The 17,201-nt window shown below is 57.7% G+C and carries 13 protein-coding genes; 6 read left to right on the top strand and 7 right to left on the bottom strand.

Annotated elements, in window-relative coordinates; genetic code table 11:
* Window positions 1-2: 2 nt before the first annotated feature.
* Together WD429_RS02510 and WD429_RS02505 are read right to left on the bottom strand one after the other, a co-directional pair.
* Complete coding sequence (locus WD429_RS02510; protein ID WP_368420600.1) at window positions 3-1,097, bottom strand: efflux RND transporter periplasmic adaptor subunit; 1,095 nt, start codon at window positions 1,095-1,097, stop codon at window positions 3-5.
* A 22-nt stretch (window positions 1,098-1,119) separates the two neighbouring features.
* A complete protein-coding gene (locus WD429_RS02505; protein WP_368420599.1) occupies window positions 1,120-1,632 on the bottom strand; it encodes a DUF3833 domain-containing protein in 513 nt (170 codons plus the stop codon).
* A gap of 317 nt (window positions 1,633-1,949) precedes the next feature.
* On the opposite strand from WD429_RS02505, the gene WD429_RS02500 reads away from it, so the two are divergent.
* From WD429_RS02500 to WD429_RS02475, 6 genes are all read left to right on the top strand, one after another.
* Window positions 1,950-3,770 (top strand): acyl-CoA dehydrogenase C-terminal domain-containing protein, encoded by a 1,821-nt coding sequence (locus tag WD429_RS02500; protein WP_368420598.1) that lies wholly within the window; start codon window positions 1,950-1,952, stop codon window positions 3,768-3,770.
* A gap of 216 nt (window positions 3,771-3,986) precedes the next feature.
* The gene (locus tag WD429_RS02495) at window positions 3,987-5,564 is read left to right on the top strand and encodes an aspartate aminotransferase family protein (protein WP_368420597.1); all 1,578 of its coding nucleotides are present in this window, start codon (window positions 3,987-3,989) and stop codon (window positions 5,562-5,564) included.
* Window positions 5,554-6,891, top strand: coding sequence for a lysine N(6)-hydroxylase/L-ornithine N(5)-oxygenase family protein (locus tag WD429_RS02490; RefSeq protein ID WP_368420596.1), 1,338 nt, complete (start codon window positions 5,554-5,556; stop codon window positions 6,889-6,891). The genes WD429_RS02495 and WD429_RS02490 overlap by 11 nt, the downstream gene beginning before the upstream one ends.
* Window position 6,892: 1 nt before the next feature.
* Window positions 6,893-8,071 (top strand): MFS transporter, encoded by a 1,179-nt coding sequence (locus WD429_RS02485; protein WP_368420595.1) that lies wholly within the window; start codon window positions 6,893-6,895, stop codon window positions 8,069-8,071.
* 13 nt (window positions 8,072-8,084) lie between these two features.
* Window positions 8,085-10,529 carry a GNAT family N-acetyltransferase gene (locus WD429_RS02480; RefSeq protein WP_368420594.1) on the top strand — a complete coding sequence of 815 codons (2,445 nt, stop codon included), beginning with the start codon at window positions 8,085-8,087 and terminating at the stop codon, window positions 10,527-10,529.
* Window positions 10,530-10,610: 81 nt separating this feature from the next.
* Entirely contained in the window at window positions 10,611-12,764 is a 2,154-nt protein-coding gene (locus WD429_RS02475; protein ID WP_368420593.1) for a TonB-dependent siderophore receptor, read from the top strand.
* A gap of 50 nt (window positions 12,765-12,814) precedes the next feature.
* Here WD429_RS02475 and mnmE read toward each other — a convergent pair whose 3' ends face one another.
* The 5 genes from mnmE to rpmH form a co-directional block, all read right to left on the bottom strand.
* Window positions 12,815-14,185, bottom strand: coding sequence for a tRNA uridine-5-carboxymethylaminomethyl(34) synthesis GTPase MnmE (gene mnmE / locus WD429_RS02470; RefSeq protein WP_368420592.1), 1,371 nt, complete (start codon window positions 14,183-14,185; stop codon window positions 12,815-12,817).
* An 83-nt stretch (window positions 14,186-14,268) separates the two neighbouring features.
* The gene (gene yidC / locus WD429_RS02465; RefSeq protein ID WP_368420591.1) at window positions 14,269-15,993 is read right to left on the bottom strand and encodes a membrane protein insertase YidC; all 1,725 of its coding nucleotides are present in this window, start codon (window positions 15,991-15,993) and stop codon (window positions 14,269-14,271) included.
* Between the two features lie 4 nt (window positions 15,994-15,997).
* Entirely contained in the window at window positions 15,998-16,243 is a 246-nt protein-coding gene (gene yidD, locus WD429_RS02460) for a membrane protein insertion efficiency factor YidD (protein WP_368420590.1), read from the bottom strand.
* Complete coding sequence (gene rnpA / locus WD429_RS02455; protein ID WP_368420589.1) at window positions 16,243-16,647, bottom strand: ribonuclease P protein component; 405 nt, start codon at window positions 16,645-16,647, stop codon at window positions 16,243-16,245. Before rnpA ends, yidD begins: the two co-directional genes overlap by 1 nt.
* 15 nt (window positions 16,648-16,662) lie before the next feature.
* On the bottom strand, window positions 16,663-16,797 hold the full coding sequence (rpmH, locus tag WD429_RS02450; RefSeq protein ID WP_008172542.1) for a 50S ribosomal protein L34: 135 nt from the start codon (window positions 16,795-16,797) through the stop codon (window positions 16,663-16,665).
* Window positions 16,798-17,201: the final 404 nt, after the last annotated feature.

Genomic DNA, 17,201 nt, shown 5'->3' with positions numbered 1-17,201 from the left:
GATCAGGACTCCAGCGACTTGGCAAACCGGTTGTCCGGAATTGCCTTGTCATCGTCCACCACCTCGATGCGGTCACCGCTGCTGAGTCTGTCCTGACCGGTAATAATGACCGAGTCGTCGACGGTCAGGCCGTCCGCCACCTCCACCCGCCCCGGTTTGCGGGAACCCAGCGTCACCGCGACACGACGGGCCTGGCCATCCTCGGCGATGAACACATACTGGTCCGCACCGCGCACCAGCACCGCCTGTTCCGGTATGACCAGCGCTTCGCGCTCACGCAAGGTCAGGCTGGCCGACATGAATTGCCCCGGGCGCAGTTTGCCGTCCCGGTTATCGATCAGTGCCCGTACCGGCAGGGTGCGGCTCAGCTCGCTGATACGCGTGCCCAGTTCCACCAGTTCGCCATTGAATCCCTGTTCGGGGTAGGCCGGTGAACGGCCCTGGACCTGCTGCCCCAGAGAGACCTGGCCAAGAAACCGTTCCGGAATCGAAAAACTCAGCTCCATGCGGTCGGTGGCGTCCAGCGTCGAAACCACAGTCCCCGCGCTCAGGTACGCCCCCATGCTGACGTCATTGAGGCCCACCACACCGCTGAACGGCGCAGTAATGCGATGATTGTCCAGACGGGTTCTGGCGGCTTCAAGCTGTGCCTGTGCAACATCCAAGGTGGTGCGCAATTCGTCCACCTGGGATTGAGAGATGCTGTTGTTCGAACGCAGGCTCTGGGCCCGGTCAAACTGACGGCGGGCGTCTGCAACCTGGGCTTCGGCTACCCGAACATCCGCCCGGGCCTGACGATCATCGAGGCGCAGTAACAGGTCGCCCTCATCCACGCGCTGGCCACTGCGCAGGTTCCGTTCCACCACCCGACCGCTCACCTCGGTGGTCAGTTCAACAGCGTTCAACGCCTTCAAACTGCCAACGGCGTTGACGCGATCACGAATCATCTCGCGGGTGGGTGCCATAACATTCACCACACTGGCCGGTCTGGCCCGCTGGTCACCGTCGTCTGATCCACGGTCTATATAGTGATAGCCCAGCACGCCGCCAACCGCGACAACCACCAGTACCAGTGCAATCAAACATTGCTTCAGCATACGTCTCTCGATTCAGTCGTTATCATTTTTTAGTGATGACCAGCAGCACCTCGCCCACATCGACACCCCATTTGCTCATGGTGGTCTGGTTAATCAACGTGTCTGGTGTAATCAGATACATCCAGTCGTCCATCCGGACGTCCAGGGTGCCATCGCCGTATGACACCTGTAATACGTAATTCATATGGATGGCATTGCCCTGCCAGCGCAGAGTACCAGGCTCTACCACATCGCCGGCGTCGGCATGATAACCGTCTTCGCCCGGTGTCAACGTCCAGGTCCGGGTCTCGACCTCGCCGTCATCGAAGCGGAACTCCTCATCCAGAGTGCCAACGCCGTCTTCATCCCAACGGGCTTCGATGTCAGCGTCGAAGGTACGGATGACTTCACCGGCGAAGTCCTTGACCACACCACGGGCGGAAAGTTCGCCCTGAAAAAAGCGTTCGGGTATCAGTTCGGGCCCGCGATCACGGTAATCGTCCAGGGAGGGCCCCGCACAACCCGACAGAAAACCCGTCAGAAAGAGTACCGTCAACCATAACCACACAGGCGATCTGGAACCAGCAAGATTCGATTCAGGTCCGGGTATTTGCATGACTTTTACACTCTCCAAGCAGATGGATTGGCCTACGAATTCGCGAATGATGTCGGAAGGTTTACGCCCGCTGGGGTATTTTCGATCAGCACTGCGAAAGCCTTTCAGTTGCATCGTCATTTCAGCCAATTGTCTTTTTTGACAGGGCCAAAAGCGGTTTTCGTCAATGGAACGGTCGTTTGAATGCCGTAAAACGCTACCTATCGAAGGAGCAAACGCCCCTTCACCCGACTTCCCACCCGGACAGAGGTACCGTTATGCCGGTTTACAAAGCGCCGCTACGCGACATGAAGTTCCTGCTCAATGACGTGTTCGATTACCCGGCGCACTACGCCTCGTTAAAAAGTGGCGAGAATGCCACGCCAGACATCGTAGAGGCGATACTCAGCGAATGTGGCAAATTTTGTGAGGAAGTGCTGAGCCCACTCTATCAGCCTGGCGATGAAGAAGGCTGCACGCTGGAAAACGGTGTGGTCACTACACCGAAAGGCTACAAAGAAGCCTATGAACAGTACGCCATGGGCGGCTGGCAGGGCTTGTCCGCGCCTGAGGAGTACGGCGGCCAGGGGCTGCCCGCGTCCATGGGCCTGTTAAAACAGGAAATGATGGGCACTGCGAACTGGCCATTCTCGATGTACCCGGGCCTGTCGCTGGGCGCCATGAACACCATTTTCCTGCACGGTTCCGAGGATCAGAAGCAGACTTATCTGGTACCGCTGACCGAAGGCCGGTGGGGTGGCACTATGTGCCTGACTGAACCCCAGTGTGGCACCGACCTGGGCCAGGTAAAAACCAAAGCCGAGCCCCAGGCGGACGGCAGCTACAAGCTCACCGGCACCAAGATCTTCATTTCCTCCGGTGACCACGATCTGACCGAGAATATTGTCCACATTGTGCTGGCACGGTTGCCGGACGCGCCCAAGGGTACCAAGGGTATCAGCCTGTTCATCGTGCCCAAGTGTCTGCCGGGTGACAACGGCGGTGTCGGGGAGACCAACGGCGTCACCTGTGGCAGCCTGGAAAAGAAAATGGGCATCAAGGCATCGGCGACCTGCGTGATCAACTTTGATGACGCCGCCGGATTTCTGATCGGCCCGGAAAACGAAGGGCTGAACTGCATGTTCACCTTCATGAACACCGCCCGTATCGGTACCGCCATACAGGGCGTTGGCCCGGCGGAGTTGTCCTATCAGTGGGCACTGGAATACGCCAAAGAACGGCGTTCCATGCGCGCGGTGTCCGGCAAGAAAGACCCGGAACACGTTGCCGATGCACTGATCCATCATGCCGATGTGCGGCGCATGTTGCTGACCCAGAAAGCCATCGCCGAGGGCGGCCGCGGGATGCTGTATTACGCGGCCCGGGTGGCGGACCATATGGTGGAAGGTCATACCGAAGGGGATGACAAGAAAGCCGAGAAATACGACGACAAGCTCGGTTTCCTGACGCCGATCCTCAAGGGTTTTCTGACCGAACTGGGTAACGAAGCCGCCAATATCGGTATGCAGGTGTTCGGCGGCCACGGCTACATCCGCGAACACGGCATGGAGCAGATTGCCCGCGATACCCGCATCGCCACCCTGTACGAAGGCACCACCGGCATCCAGGCGCTGGATCTGCTGGGCCGCAAGGTACTGTTGATGACCCGGGGTGGGGCCGTGCGCGAATTCACCCTGGTCCTGGCCAACTTCGCCCGTAAAAACCTGACCGATAAGCGGCTACGCCCCTTGGCGCTGGAACTGCTGAAACTCTCCGCGCAGTGGAACATGCTGACCGTCAGAGTGATGCTGGCGGCCCGCAAGGATCGCGATGTGGTCAGCGCCGCCGCCCACGATTTCCTGATGTACAGCGGTTATGTGTTCATGGCCTACATCTGGGCACGTCAGGCGGCGGTCGCCGCAGACAAGCTGGATAGCGGCGGTGACGAGTCCGAGGCGTTCTACAAGGCCAAACTGGCCACCGCGGAGTTCTACTACGAACGCCTGCTGCCCCGCGCTCAGGCCCACGCCACCACCATGCTCAGCCCCAGCAAGAACCTGATGCAGCTGGATGCCGAGGACATGAGCTTTACCGCCTGATCCCCGCAGATCCCGCCCCGAAAGAGGAGCCGCCCGGCTCCTCTTTTTTTTTACCTCTCCTTATTTTAAGCCGCCGTCAACCTACAAGGATCAACAGGATAACTGTCGCATTTCGCAACATTGACATTCATCAATAAGGTATTGAGAATCATTCGCACCTTATTTATCGTTTGATAAATCATCTGTAAGAAAAATCAACAAACGGACACCCTGCCTATGTCTGATCAACCTGCATTTTCAAACACTGCACTGACACCGCCGTCCTCGGCCGGGTCCCGGACGACGGATCATTGTCTGTTCAACACCGCCAACCTGCCCCATTACAGAGCCAGCCTGCTCCAGGGCCTGGATCTGATCGAGGGCCGGATGAAGACGGTCAAGCGTCCATTCAGCGGTATCCTGCCTCGGGAACTGGCCAAACAGTTCGAACACCTGGACCTGGACCAGCCCTGTGACGGCATGGACGAAGCACTGGAGGAGCTTGACCGGCTCTACCTGGAAGACGCCGTCTACTTCCACCACCCTCACTATACCGCTCACCTCAACTGCCCGGTCACCATTCCGGCGATCACTGCGGAGTTGATCCAGGCGTCGTTCAACACGTCGGTGGATACCTGGGACCAGAGTGGCGGCGGCACCTATATAGAGCAACGGCTGATCGACTGGACGGCCAACCGCATCGGGTTCGACAGCGGCGCCGACGGCGTATTCACCAGCGGTGGTACCCAGTCCAACCTGATGGCCATGTTGCTGGCGCGGGACAACCTGTCCCAACGTCTCTGGCAGCACAGCACCCGGGAACAAGGTCTGCATCCGGATGCCCACCGGTTCCGCATTTTCTGCTCCGAGGTCAGCCACTTCAGTATTCAGAAGGCTGCCGCCCTGCTGGGACTGGGTTATAACGCCGTGGTCCCGGTACCCTGTGACAGTTACTATCGCATGGACCCGGTCGCCCTGACACAGGCGATTGCAGAGACCCGGGCACAGGGCCTGGTGCCAATGGCAGTGGTCGCCACCGCCGGCACCACCGATTTCGGCAGCATTGACCCGATCCCCGGGACCGCGGAACTGTGCAAGCGCGAGGGGCTGTGGCTTCATGTGGATGCCGCCTACGGCTGCGGCCTGCTGACGTCGTCCCGCCACCGCCACTTGTTGCAGGGTATTGAGCAGGCGGACTCGGTCACCGTTGACTACCACAAATCCTTCCTTCAGCCCGTCAGTTGCAGCGCCTTGCTGGTACGTAACAAACACACCCTGGGATGTGTGACCTGGCACGCGGAATACCTGAACCCCCTCTGCCAGCGCCAGGAAGGCACTCCCAATCTGGTGGACAAGAGCCTGCAGACCACGCGCCGTTTCGACGCTCTCAAGCTCTGGCTGACCCTTCGCACGCTCGGGCCCGAGGCCCTTGGCTCGGCCTTTGATCAGGTCATCCACCTGGCCCGTCAGGCCTACCTGTTGCTGTTATCCGACAACGACATCGAGATCCTGCATCAGCCCCAGCTCAGTACCCTGGTGTTCCGCTACCGCCCCGACATGGTCATGAGCGACGCCGCACTGGACGAGCTCAACCAGTCCATCCGCAAGGCACTGATGCGTTCCGGGGAGGCCCTGGTGGCTGCCACCCGGGTCCACGGCCGCCAGTATCTGAAGTTCACCCTGCTCAATCCCGACACCCGGATACGGGATGTTCAGGCCGTCCTGCGCCTGATCAAACGCCACGGCGAGGACGCCCTGTCTGCCCACACAGCCGATTCCACCCAACAACCGATGGAGGTCGCCCATGTCGGATAACACCCTGGATTTCATTGCCATCGGGCTGGGACCTTTTAACCTGAGCCTGGCCTGCCTGGCCGAGCCGCTGGAAGACCTCAGCGGACTGGTACTGGATGAAAATCCGCAGTTCGACTGGCATCCCGGCATGATGCTGGAGAATGCCCGGCTGCAAACTCCGTTCGTGTCCGACCTGGTGACCCTGGCGGATCCCACCAGCCCCTACAGTTTTCTCAATTACATCAAGGCCAGTGGCCGCATCTACTCGTTCTATATTCGCGAGAACTTTTTCCTGTTGCGCCGGGAGTACAACCAATACTGCCAGTGGGCCGCCAACCAGCTGAGCAACGTCCGCTTCAACACCCGGGTGGAAGCCATTCACTACGATGAGGTCGAAGGCCATTACCTGGTGCAGGCACGCTCTACCCAAAACGGTGATGAACGGCTGTTTCGAACCCGCCGGCTGGTACTGGGAACCGGGCCACGCCCGGCGGTGCCACCTTGCTGCGAGCATCTGGACGGATCCGCCATTCATTCATCCGCCTACCTCAGCCACAAATCCCAGCTGCAGGCCCAGCCGTCCATTACCGTGCTCGGTAGCGGCCAGAGTGCCGCCGAGATATTCCATGATCTGCTGCAGGATGTTGACCGCTATGGCTACCAGTTGAACTGGGCCACCCGCTCACCCCGATTCTTTCCACTGGAGTACAGCAAGCTGACCCTGGAGATGACCTCTCCCGAATACGTGGACTATTTTCACGACCTGCCGTCAGACACCCGCGATGACCTGGTGACCAATCAGAAGCATCTCTACAAGGGCATTAACACCGACCTTATCAACGATATCCACGATCTGCTCTACACCAAACGCCTGGTGGCCGATGTCCCCGTTAACCTGCTTACCAACGCCAGGCTGGAATCGGCCCGTTACTGTAGCGATAGCGGTCACCATGAACTGGCGTTCCGCCATCTGGAGCAGGACAGACCCTTCGCGATGAACACCGCTGGCCTGGTCCTGGCCACCGGTTACCAGTACCGGGAGCCCGCTTTCCTGCAAGGGATTGCAGAGCGCATCAGGCGCGATGACCAGGGCCGATTTGCTGTGGCAAGGAACTACAGCATTGACCACCGGGGCCAGGAAATTTTCGTGCAGAACGCAGAGTTGCATACCCACGGTTTTGTCACCCCCGATCTTGGCATGGCGTGCTATCGCAATGCCTGGATACTGCGGGAACTGACCGGACGGGAACCCTATGCCATCGAGCAGGCCATCGCCTTCCAGCAATTCGGCGTGCCGGAAACCCTCGGTGTCCGGCAAGAGGCCGGTACACACACGGAGCCGGCGTAATATGACCCTGACCGTCAAACACTGGCTGGTGGCCATCACCATCGCAGCGGTGGTCAGCGATTCCATGCTGCTGCCGTTTTATCCACATTTCTTCGCCAGCGTGTTCGGAATCACCGACCCCGGCCATATCGGGCTCTACCTCAGTGCCTGCTGTCTCACCATCGTGCTGGCCTTTCCGATGTGGGCCCGGGTCTCGCGGCGGATACCGGTACTGCAGCTGCTGATTCCCACGCAACTGGCGGCGGGTGTGCTGAGCATCCTCTGCTACTGGGCAGAGACGCCCGTCTCTTTCTGGATCCTGTCGCTGGTCATGCTGGTGTTCAAGGGCAGCTACCTGCTGGTCTACCCGATGATCATGGCCGCCGAACGCCGCGATAATCATGGCAATACCATCGGTCTGTTGTCGGTGGTGGTGCACATGGGCGGTATTGCCGGCGCTGTGCTCGGTGGTGTGGTCTTGCAATGGTTCGAACCTCGCCAGGTGTTCCTGGTGATGGCAGTGAGCGATTTTCTCCAGACCGGGGTCTGTCTCTATCTCATTCGCCGTCCCGATTCCCGACCTGAACCACCCGAGCCTGCCACCACGGCCCCCGCCAAAAGCCGGGTAACTCCGGCGGTGATTTACAAACTGGGACTGGTGATGTTCCTGTTCTATTTCAGTGCCTACCTCACCCGTCCGTTCTTTGTCCGCTACTGGGAATCGGTCACCGGCACCGAGGGAGAAATCCTCGCCGGGCTGGTGTTCGCTATTCCGGCCGGGATTGCCATGCTGGCATTGTGGCTCAACTTCCGCCGCGGCAGTACCCGGTCGCCGGGGGACGGTCTGTTAACCGCCATGGTTCTGGGTAGCATTGGTCTGGCCCTGCAGGGGCTGAACCAGGAATGGCTGATCCTGTCCGGGCGCTGCCTGTTTGGCTGGGCCCTGTTCCAGGCCACCGTTCAGCTGGATCAGTTGCTGTTTGCCCTGAGCCACCCCGACACCTATGCCACCGATTTCAGCAAGATCAATATCTTCCAGCAACTGGGGGTGCTGGCGGCGGCGTCATCCGCCGGCGGGCTGGTATCACTGCTCGGGCTGCAGGTGCCCTTCGCCGTCGCCGCCGCCGGCCTGATAGCCACCGCCGCCTTGTACGGTGTCCTGTTTCACCGCACCCGGCACGCCTTACAACCGTCCACCTGACCAGGGAATGATCATGAACGATGTCACCTACCACTACGAACAATGCCTGCCTTCGCTGGGCCAATTCAGCATTCGCCCTTTGCGTTTACCAGCCGACCTGACACTGATCCATCAGTGGCTCAGTGACGACCATGCCCGTTTCTGGGGTATGCAGGACATGTCACCGGACCAGCTTGACGAGTTCTACCGGACCCTGAGGTCGTCCGGGGAAGGGGATGCCTTTATCGGCTTGCACCAAGGCCAGCCCCGTTTCCTGATGGAGACCTATCACCCGGAGCATTCGTCACTGGCGGACCACTACCCGGTACAAGCCGGTGACCTGGGCATGCACATTCTGATCGCCCCCACCAATCACGCCATTCAAGGCTTCACCCGGGGTGTGTTCACCGTAATCATGGGTTTCCTGTTCGACGCCCTGGATGCCCGGCGCATCGTTGTCGAGCCAGACATCAGCAACGACCGCATTCATGACCTGAACCACTTTGCCGGTTTCCAGTACGACCGGATCCTCTCACTACCCGATAAACAGGCCCATCTGGCGTTCTGTGACTATGCGCAGTTCCAGCAAGCCATGACCCACAACTCCCTACTCAAGGAATCCAGCATGACAACCGACCGGACTATATCCCTTACCAACAATCCCGCATTGGCCTGCGACCACCTGCAACCGGAGCTTTGGCAACACGTTAATGCGCTGTTGGTCCGTAAAGCCCTGAGCGAATTTGCCCATGAAAAGCTTCTCCAACCGGAACCCCTGTCAGAGCAGGACGACTGGCAGGAATATCGGGTGGTCGCCGACACACCCGACGTCGAGTACCGTTTCCTCGGTAAGGTGCTGGCCCTGGAACACTGGCACATTGATCCGTCGTCCATCCGCAAAACGGTCGCCGGCGAGCAAACGGATGTGGATGCCATACGCTTCATCATCGAGTTCCGCAAAACCCTGGGTATCCAGGACGCCATGCTGCCGACCTATCTGGAGGAGATCGCCAGCACGCTCTATGGCAGCGCCTTCAAACACCGCCGTCCCGGGCTTGATGTCACCTCTCTGGTGGACGCGGATTTCCAGCAACTGGAAACCGCGATGATGGAAGGTCACCCCTGCTTCGTTGCCAACAACGGCCGCATCGGCTTCGATGCCCGGGACTACCAGGCCTATGCGCCGGAAGCCGGCACACCGATCCGGCTGATCTGGGTGGCCGCCCACAAGGACAACACCACCGTGGCCAGCAGTGAAGATCACGGGTTCAACGGAATGATACGCAATGAACTGGGAGATGATCAGTTCGAATCCTTCATGACATTGCTGAAGCAACGATCCCTGAACCCGGAGGATTATTACCTGCTGCCGATCCACCCCTGGCAGTGGTACAACAAACTGGCCCACGTGTTTGCCGCCGATATTGCCACCGAAAAACTGGTTTACCTCGGTGAGGGGCAGGATCGTTATCGTGCCCAGCAATCCATCCGCACCTTCTTCAACAGCGACCAGCCACAGCGGCACTACGTCAAAACGGCGCTTTCCATTCTCAATATGGGCTTCATGCGGGGCTTGTCGCCCTACTACATGAGCACCACACCGGCGATTAATGAGTTTCTCCACGATCTGGTGAGCCAGGATCCGTATCTGGCCAGTACCGGTTTCAGCTTGCTGCGCGAGGTGGCCGGTATCGGCTACACCAATGCCCATTTCGAGGAAGCCGTGGACAAGTACAGCCCCTACCGCAAGATGTTGTCGGCGCTGTGGCGGGAAAGCCCGATTCCGCAACTGAAAGAAAACCAGAAACTGATGACCATGGCCGGGCTGTTACATGTGGATGCCGAGGGAAACGCCCTGTTACCGGCGCTGATTGCCGCATCTGGCCTGGATACCGAAAGCTGGATCCGGCGCTTCCTGCATGGCTACATGAGCCCGTTGCTGCACTGTTTCTATGCCCACGACCTGGTCTTCATGCCCCATGGGGAGAACCTGATCCTGGTGCTGGAAAATCATGTCCCGGTGCGGGCCATCATGAAGGATATCGCCGAGGAAGCGGCCATCATGAACACCGAGATCCTGCTCTCGGAAGACGTCCGGAGGTTGCAGGTGGACGTACCGGAGGAACTCAAGGTGCTGTCGATCTTCACCGACCTGTTTGACTGCATTTTCCGCTTTATGGCCGCCATTCTGGATGAACAGGGTGATTTTTCTGAATCCAGGTTCTGGCAGTTGGTGGCCGACTGCGTTCACGACTATCAGGCGGCCCATCCCCAGCTGGCCGATAAATTCCGCCGCCACGACCTGTTTGCCCCGGAATTCACCCGCTCCTGCCTGAATCGCCTGCAACTGGCCAACAATCAACAGATGATTGATCTGGCGGACCCGGCGGGCAACCTCCAGTTCCATGGCACTCTGGTCAACCCTATTGCCTGCCATGCCCGAAAGCGCATGACAGCAGGCGAGATGTTACCGGACTGAATAATGTACAGATTAATTGACTTTAACTTTCTATTTAATGAGAATGCGTCGCATTAGTTTTATTATTAGGAGTATTAACAAGTGAGCCCGAAAACCAACCGCGATCCTTTTTCTAAACCTTCCACACTGGCCTTTGCCATCGCAGGCTGCCTGATGAGTCCGATCCTGCAGGCGCAGGAGGAAGACGTACAGGAGCTGGACGCCATCGAGGTATCCTCGGACGCCTTATCAGGCAGCGCCACGGCACCGATAGACGGCTACGCAGCCGACACCACTGTAACCGGCACCAAGACCGCCACCGCGATCACCGAGACACCCCAGTCGATCAGCACCGTCACGGCTGACCAGATCGAGGACCAGAACGCAGCCAACCTCGGGGAAGTCCTGCGTTATACTGCCGGTGCCCGTGGCGAGACCTTCGGTTTCGAGCCGCGCACCACCTTCCTGAGAATCCGCGGTTTCGATGTGGCCACCAGTGGTATCTTCCGCGACAGCCTCAAACTGAGTAACCCGAACTTTGCCGCCGGCTACAGCCTGGAGCCTTACGGTGCCGAGCGCATTGATGTCCTGATGGGCCCATCCTCTGTACTCTATGGTCAGGCCGGCCCTGGTGGCCTGGTAAACTACGTTTCCAAGCGTCCAACCTTCGATACCCGCCGCGAGGTCCGGGTAGAGGCCGGTACCAATGAGCTGCGCCAGGGCCAGTTTGATATCAGCGGTGCGGTGAACAACAGTGACACCCTGGCACTGCGGCTGGTTGGCCTGGTGCGGGACAGCGAGAGTCAGGTGGATTTCGTCGACGACGACCGCAAGTACCTGGCTCCCAGCCTCACCTGGCAACCCACCGATGCCACCCGGTTCACGGTTTTGGCCCACTGGCAGTACGACGATACCCAGCCGTCCCAGCGTTACCCCTTGCAGGGCACTCTGGAGTCCAACCCCAATGGCAAGATCCCCGACAACCGGTTCACCGGTGAACCCGGTTATGATCAGTACGAACGTCGGGAAAGCGCACTGGGCTATGAATTCGAGCACATCATCAATGACCAGGTAACCGTGCGTCAGAACCTGCGGGACTATCGCAATGATGTGGATGACCGAACTATCTTCACCACAGGTTTGCTGGCGGATCAGCGCACCATCACACGTTCGCGTTTTGACAGCTTTGGCCGAATCGATGGCCTCAATCTGGACAACCAGGTGGAAGTGGGTTTTGTCACGGGTGCTGCGGACCACACCTTGTTGGTCGGGCTCGACCACCAGGATATCGATGTCCGATCCCAACAGTTTTTCGGGGCAGCCAGCAACCTCGATATCTTTGATCCGCAATATGGCGCACCCGTTACCGACGCACCTATCTTCAAGGATGACGAGGGGCAACTGAAACAGACCGGTGCCTATCTGCAGGACCAGATCAGGCTGGATCGCTGGACCCTGTCCCTGGGTGGTCGTTACGACAAGGCTCGTAGCGAAACCCTTAGCAATCTCTCGGGAACCACGGCCAGCCGCGACGATGAAGAATTCAGTGGCCGCGCCGGCGTGACCTATCGCTTCGATAATGGGTTGGCACCTTACATCAGCTACATGGAATCCTTCCTGCCCACGACCGGCACCGATGCCATGGGAAATCCATTCGCACCGGAAACCGCGCATCAGTACGAAATAGGCACCAAGTACCAGCCCAATGATCGTACACTAATCACCCTGGCCTATTTTGATCTGACCCGGGAGGATTATCTGACCACCAATCCGGTCTCCTTCCTCAGTGAACAAAAGGGCGAAGCGCGCTCCAAAGGGGTAGAACTCGAAGCCCGCACTCGACTGGACATGGGACTGGAGCTAATCGCCAGCTATGCCTACACAGATGCGGAAATCACGGAAGCCAGCAATCCCGTGGAAGAGGGCGAACCCCTGGAGTACACGCCAGAGCATGAAGCGTCGCTGTGGAGTAAATACACCTTCCACGGCAACATACTCCATGGCCTCGGTCTCGGTGCCGGTGTTCGCTACATAGGGGATAGCTACGGCGCAGCCTTTAACGCCCCCAACGATTCCCTTGAAGTACCCAGTGTCACCCTGGTGGATGCGGCCGTGACCTATGACTTGGGTCAGATATCCCTGGGGCTCCATGCCCAGAACCTGCTGGACAAGGAATACGTCGCCACCGCCTTCGACAGCTCAGCGACCTACGGCCATCGCCGCGAAGTGACAGGCTCGGTGACCTACCGGTTCTGATATGACCACCGGGGCGGATCGCCGTCTTCCGTGACGATCCGCCCCGGTGGTTATTTACCAATACAAAAGCTGCTGAAGATCTTACCAAGCAACTCATCTGGTGTCATTGCACCGGTAATTTCTCCTAGGGCGTCCTGGGCTGTCCGCAGATCCTCTGCCAGCAGCTCGCCCGCGCCGAAGCCCTGCAGCTGTTCTTCACCCTGTCGCAGCAATGTCTGCGCCCGTTCCAGGGCATCCAGGTGACGCCTTCGGGCAATAAAGCCACCCTCCGTAGTACTGGCAAATCCCATACACTGTTTCAGGTGATCCCGCAGAACCTCAAGCCCCTCGGAAGACCTGGCAGCAATACGAATGACCGGTGCCAACTCCGCGCCCGGTTGTTCGATACCCACGGGTTCGCCGGTCAGGTCCACCTTGTTACGGATCACGGTGAGGGGAGCACCTTGCGGTAGCTGATCAATAAAATCCGGCCATAATCGGTGGGGCTCAGTATCCGGCGTGGTGGTGGCGTCTACCATCAGTAGAATACGGTCGGCCTGGCGGATTTCCTCCCAGGCCCTGGCAATACCGATCTGTTCCACTTCATCGGGGCTGTCCCGCAGGCCAGCGGTATCAATAATGTGAAGAGGCATTCCGTCAATATGAATGTGTTCCCGAAGAACATCACGGGTTGTGCCTTCAACCGCCGTTACAATAGCAGCCTCTCGCCCTGCCAGCGCATTCAGCAGGCTGGATTTTCCGGCGTTGGGGCGGCCGGCAATGACCACTTTCATACCATCCCTGAGTATGGTTCCTTGCTGGGCTTCCGCCAAAATAATGCCAAGATCCCGAATGATGGCTTGAAGATCGTTGGCAACCTTGCCATCGGCGAGGAAATCGATTTCCTCTTCAGGAAAATCGATGGCGGCTTCAACGTAAATACGCAGGTGGGTAACGGCCTCTACCAGGGCATCTATCCGGCGGGAAAACACGCCCTGTAACGACCGGACTGCGCAACGCGCAGCCTGTTCAGAATTGCTCTCGATCAGATCAGCAATGGCTTCGGCCTGGGTCAGGTCGAGCTTGTCATTAAGAAAAGCCCTTTCGGAGAACTCTCCCGGTCGTGCCAGGCGGGCCCCCAGTTCACAGGCGGTTCGCAATAAAAGGTCCAGGATAACGGTGCCGCCGTGACCCTGGAGTTCAAACACATCTTCACCGGTAAACGAGTGGGGATTGGGGAAAAACAGCCCGATCCCTTCATCGATCAACTGGTTGTGCTGGTCATAGAAGGGTCCGTAGTGAGCGTAGCGGGGCCGCGGTTCATACCCCAGCATCCGCCCGGCAATCTCCCGTACGCCAGGACCGGATACACGGACAATGCCCACACCGGCCTGACCCGGTGCGGTAGCAATAGCGGCAATGGTATCGGTCACAAACTGCATGGGCTTTGCACTCGTCCTGAACCAACAAAGGCTCCACGAAGGAGCCTTTGTCAGATTATGGCGTTACACACGGTATCCGCAGATCAGTGCTTTTTTGCCGCAACATCGGCTTCGATCTTGCGGGTAATATACCACTGCTGGGAAATCGACAGAATGTTGTTCACCAGCCAGTACAGTACCAGACCCGCCGGGAACCAGAGGAAGAAGACGGTGAAGATCAGCGGCATCCCCTTCATGATCTTCGCCTGCATCGGGTCCGGGGGCGTCGGGTTGAGGCTCATCTGCAGGAACATGCTGATGCCCATCAGGATTGGCAAGATGAAGTAGGGGTCCATCACCGACAGGTCGTTAATCCACAGCATGAACGGTGCGTGGCGTAGCTGCACGCTTTCGAACAGAACCCAATACAGGGAGATGAACACCGGCATTTGCACCAGAATGGGCAGACAGCCACCGAGCGGATTGATTTTTTCCCGCTTGTACAGCGCCATCATTTCCTGGGACATGCGTTGGCGATCGTCGCCATACAGCTCTTTGAGACGGGTCAGCTGCGGTGCAACTGCCCGCATCCTGGCCATGGAGCGGTAACTGGTGGCAGACAGGTGGAAGAACACCGCCTTGACCAAAACCGTCAACAGAATAATCGCCACGCCCCAGTTGCCGACCAGGCCGTAGAACCATTCCAGCACAATAAACAACGGCAGCGCGATAAAGAATAGCCAGCCGAAATCGACGGTGCGGTCCAGGTTCGGTGCGGTGGCTTCCAGGCGGTCAATGATTTTCGGGCCAACGTAGGCACGTGCACCAACCTCAGCGGATTCGCCAGCGGCAACGGTGGTCGCGGGGTAAACAAACCCCATGACCTGAAGTGCTCCCCGTTGTGTGGTCTGGAACTGGGCTGGTTGATCCCGTTCCGGTACCCAGGCTGCAAGGAAGTAATGCTGCAGGAAGGCCAGCCAGCCGTTGGTGACCGATTGATTGATCGGGTTTTCAGACAGGTCACTGAAATCGTACTTCTCGTATGGATCTTCCGGAGTGCTGACAACCATGCCGAGGAATGCCTTGATACCGAGGCTGGTCTGGGCGGTGGGGTCTGGGGCTTGATCACGGACGATCTTGCCGGTCAGGTTTGCCTGCCAGCTTTCTGAAGACTGGTTGTTGATCAAATAACGGACATCAATCTCATAGCTGTCACGTTCGAACTGGTAGCGTTTGGTGATTTCAACGCCAGCGTCCGTGGTGTAGGTGAGGTCGACGGTCAGTTCGTCTGCGCCTTCGGAGAGTTGGTATTCGGTGGCGGAGGCATCAAAGACTGGTGCCGAACCGTTACGGCGGCTGTCGATGCCGTTACGACCGATCAACCCACTTTCCATCACGTACGTCCGGTTACCAGAACGGGTGAGGATGTTGAGCGACGCTTCGCTGTCCAGGGCCTGATCGTAATCGAGCAGCGAACTTTCCACCAGGTTTCCACCCATGCGGTCAATGGTCAGTTCGAAAACGTCGGTGCGAACGGTGATCAGTTTGTCGCTGGTATCCATTGTGTCGGTGTTGTCACTGACACTTTGGCTGCCGCCCTCAGGTGTTGCGAACTCTTCGTTGTCTTCACTGCCGCTGTTTCCGGCCGATCCCTCCGGAATTTGCAGGTCTTCTCCCTGACCGCTCTGTGAACTCCGCTCCGACACGTTGGCCTGTTCGGTGACCTGTGGTTGGGTCTGGGGCTGGTTATAGTCGTCATTCCAGGCAAGTACCATCAGGTAACTGACAATTGCTAAACCGGCAAACAATACAATGCGTTGAATATCCATAAACCTACTGTTCAGTCTGGTTCGTGTTATCGGAGTGGGTACCCGGTACCGGATCATAACCGCCTTCGGCCCATGGATGACACCTCAACAATCGTCCTGTCGCAAGAAAAAGGCCTTTGAGCGCGCCGTGGTAGGTAATGGCTTCAACGGCGTATTGGGAACAGGTTGGATAATGCCGGCAATGACTGGCCATCATCGGACTGATTGCGTATTGGTAAAACCGGATTGGTGTAAGCAGAAGTTTGCGCATTAATCCGTTCCTTTACCAACCGGTGAGGAGTCGGGGGTTGACGCCAGATTGTGACGGCTTTTTCTGATCAGGCGTAACCAGAGATCGTTCAAGGTTGCCGTCAAAACCTGATTATCAAGCTGACTTAAGCCTTGCCTGCCGAGAACAATAATATCCAGCCCGGGTAGATCGGGCTGCAGTCTGAAGGTTTCCCGCACCCGTCGTTTGACGCGGTTGCGTTGTACGGCAAGCTTCAGATTTTTCTTCGAGAACACCAGACCGACCCTGGCGTGCCCCAACGTATTGGGCGTCGCCAGGATCAGAAAATTCCGGTGAGGAACTCTGATTTGGACGTCGTTGAAGACCAGGCTGTAATCCCGTGGCGTTAATAACCGATGGAATTTTGGAAACCCCAGAGTCTTCACGAAGCGAACGTTGTCTTACGCAGACAGACGTGCACGACCTTTCGCACGACGACGGGAAATCACTTTACGACCGTTAGCGGTGGCCATACGAGCACGGAAACCGTGAACGCGCTTACGCTTCAGTACGCTTGGTTGAAACGTTCTTTTCATGGTGATGATCTCACATTACGGGTATTGGAAAATTCTAGGTTGGCTGGAAAATGAACAACCAAAACAGGAGCGGCATTCTATGCAAACTGGCGGATGAATTCAATGGGTAATGTGGTGCGCGGTACACGCTGATGATCATCGGGCGGTCGAAGACGGAGAATAATTATAGTAGTAAGTCTTTTCTTAAATATCTTAAGGACTAATTATTACTGTTATTACTGAGCCACTTTTCTGTGGATAACCGAATAATACACATTGAAATCATATTTCTACAGAGATCATAAGGCGGTTGATAAAGGCCCTGAGGTCTGTGTACAGGGCATGGACGGATTGTGTGTAAGTTCGGATGGGGTGTCAGAAGGAAGTTATCCACGGGTCATGCCTGGGTCTGCGCACAGGGCTCA

The organism is Marinobacter sp., from assembly GCF_040904845.1.
GTDB lineage: Bacteria > Pseudomonadota > Gammaproteobacteria > Pseudomonadales > Oleiphilaceae > Marinobacter.
Note: the sequence above shows the minus strand (reverse complement) of the source record. Positions and strands in the feature narration are given on the sequence as shown.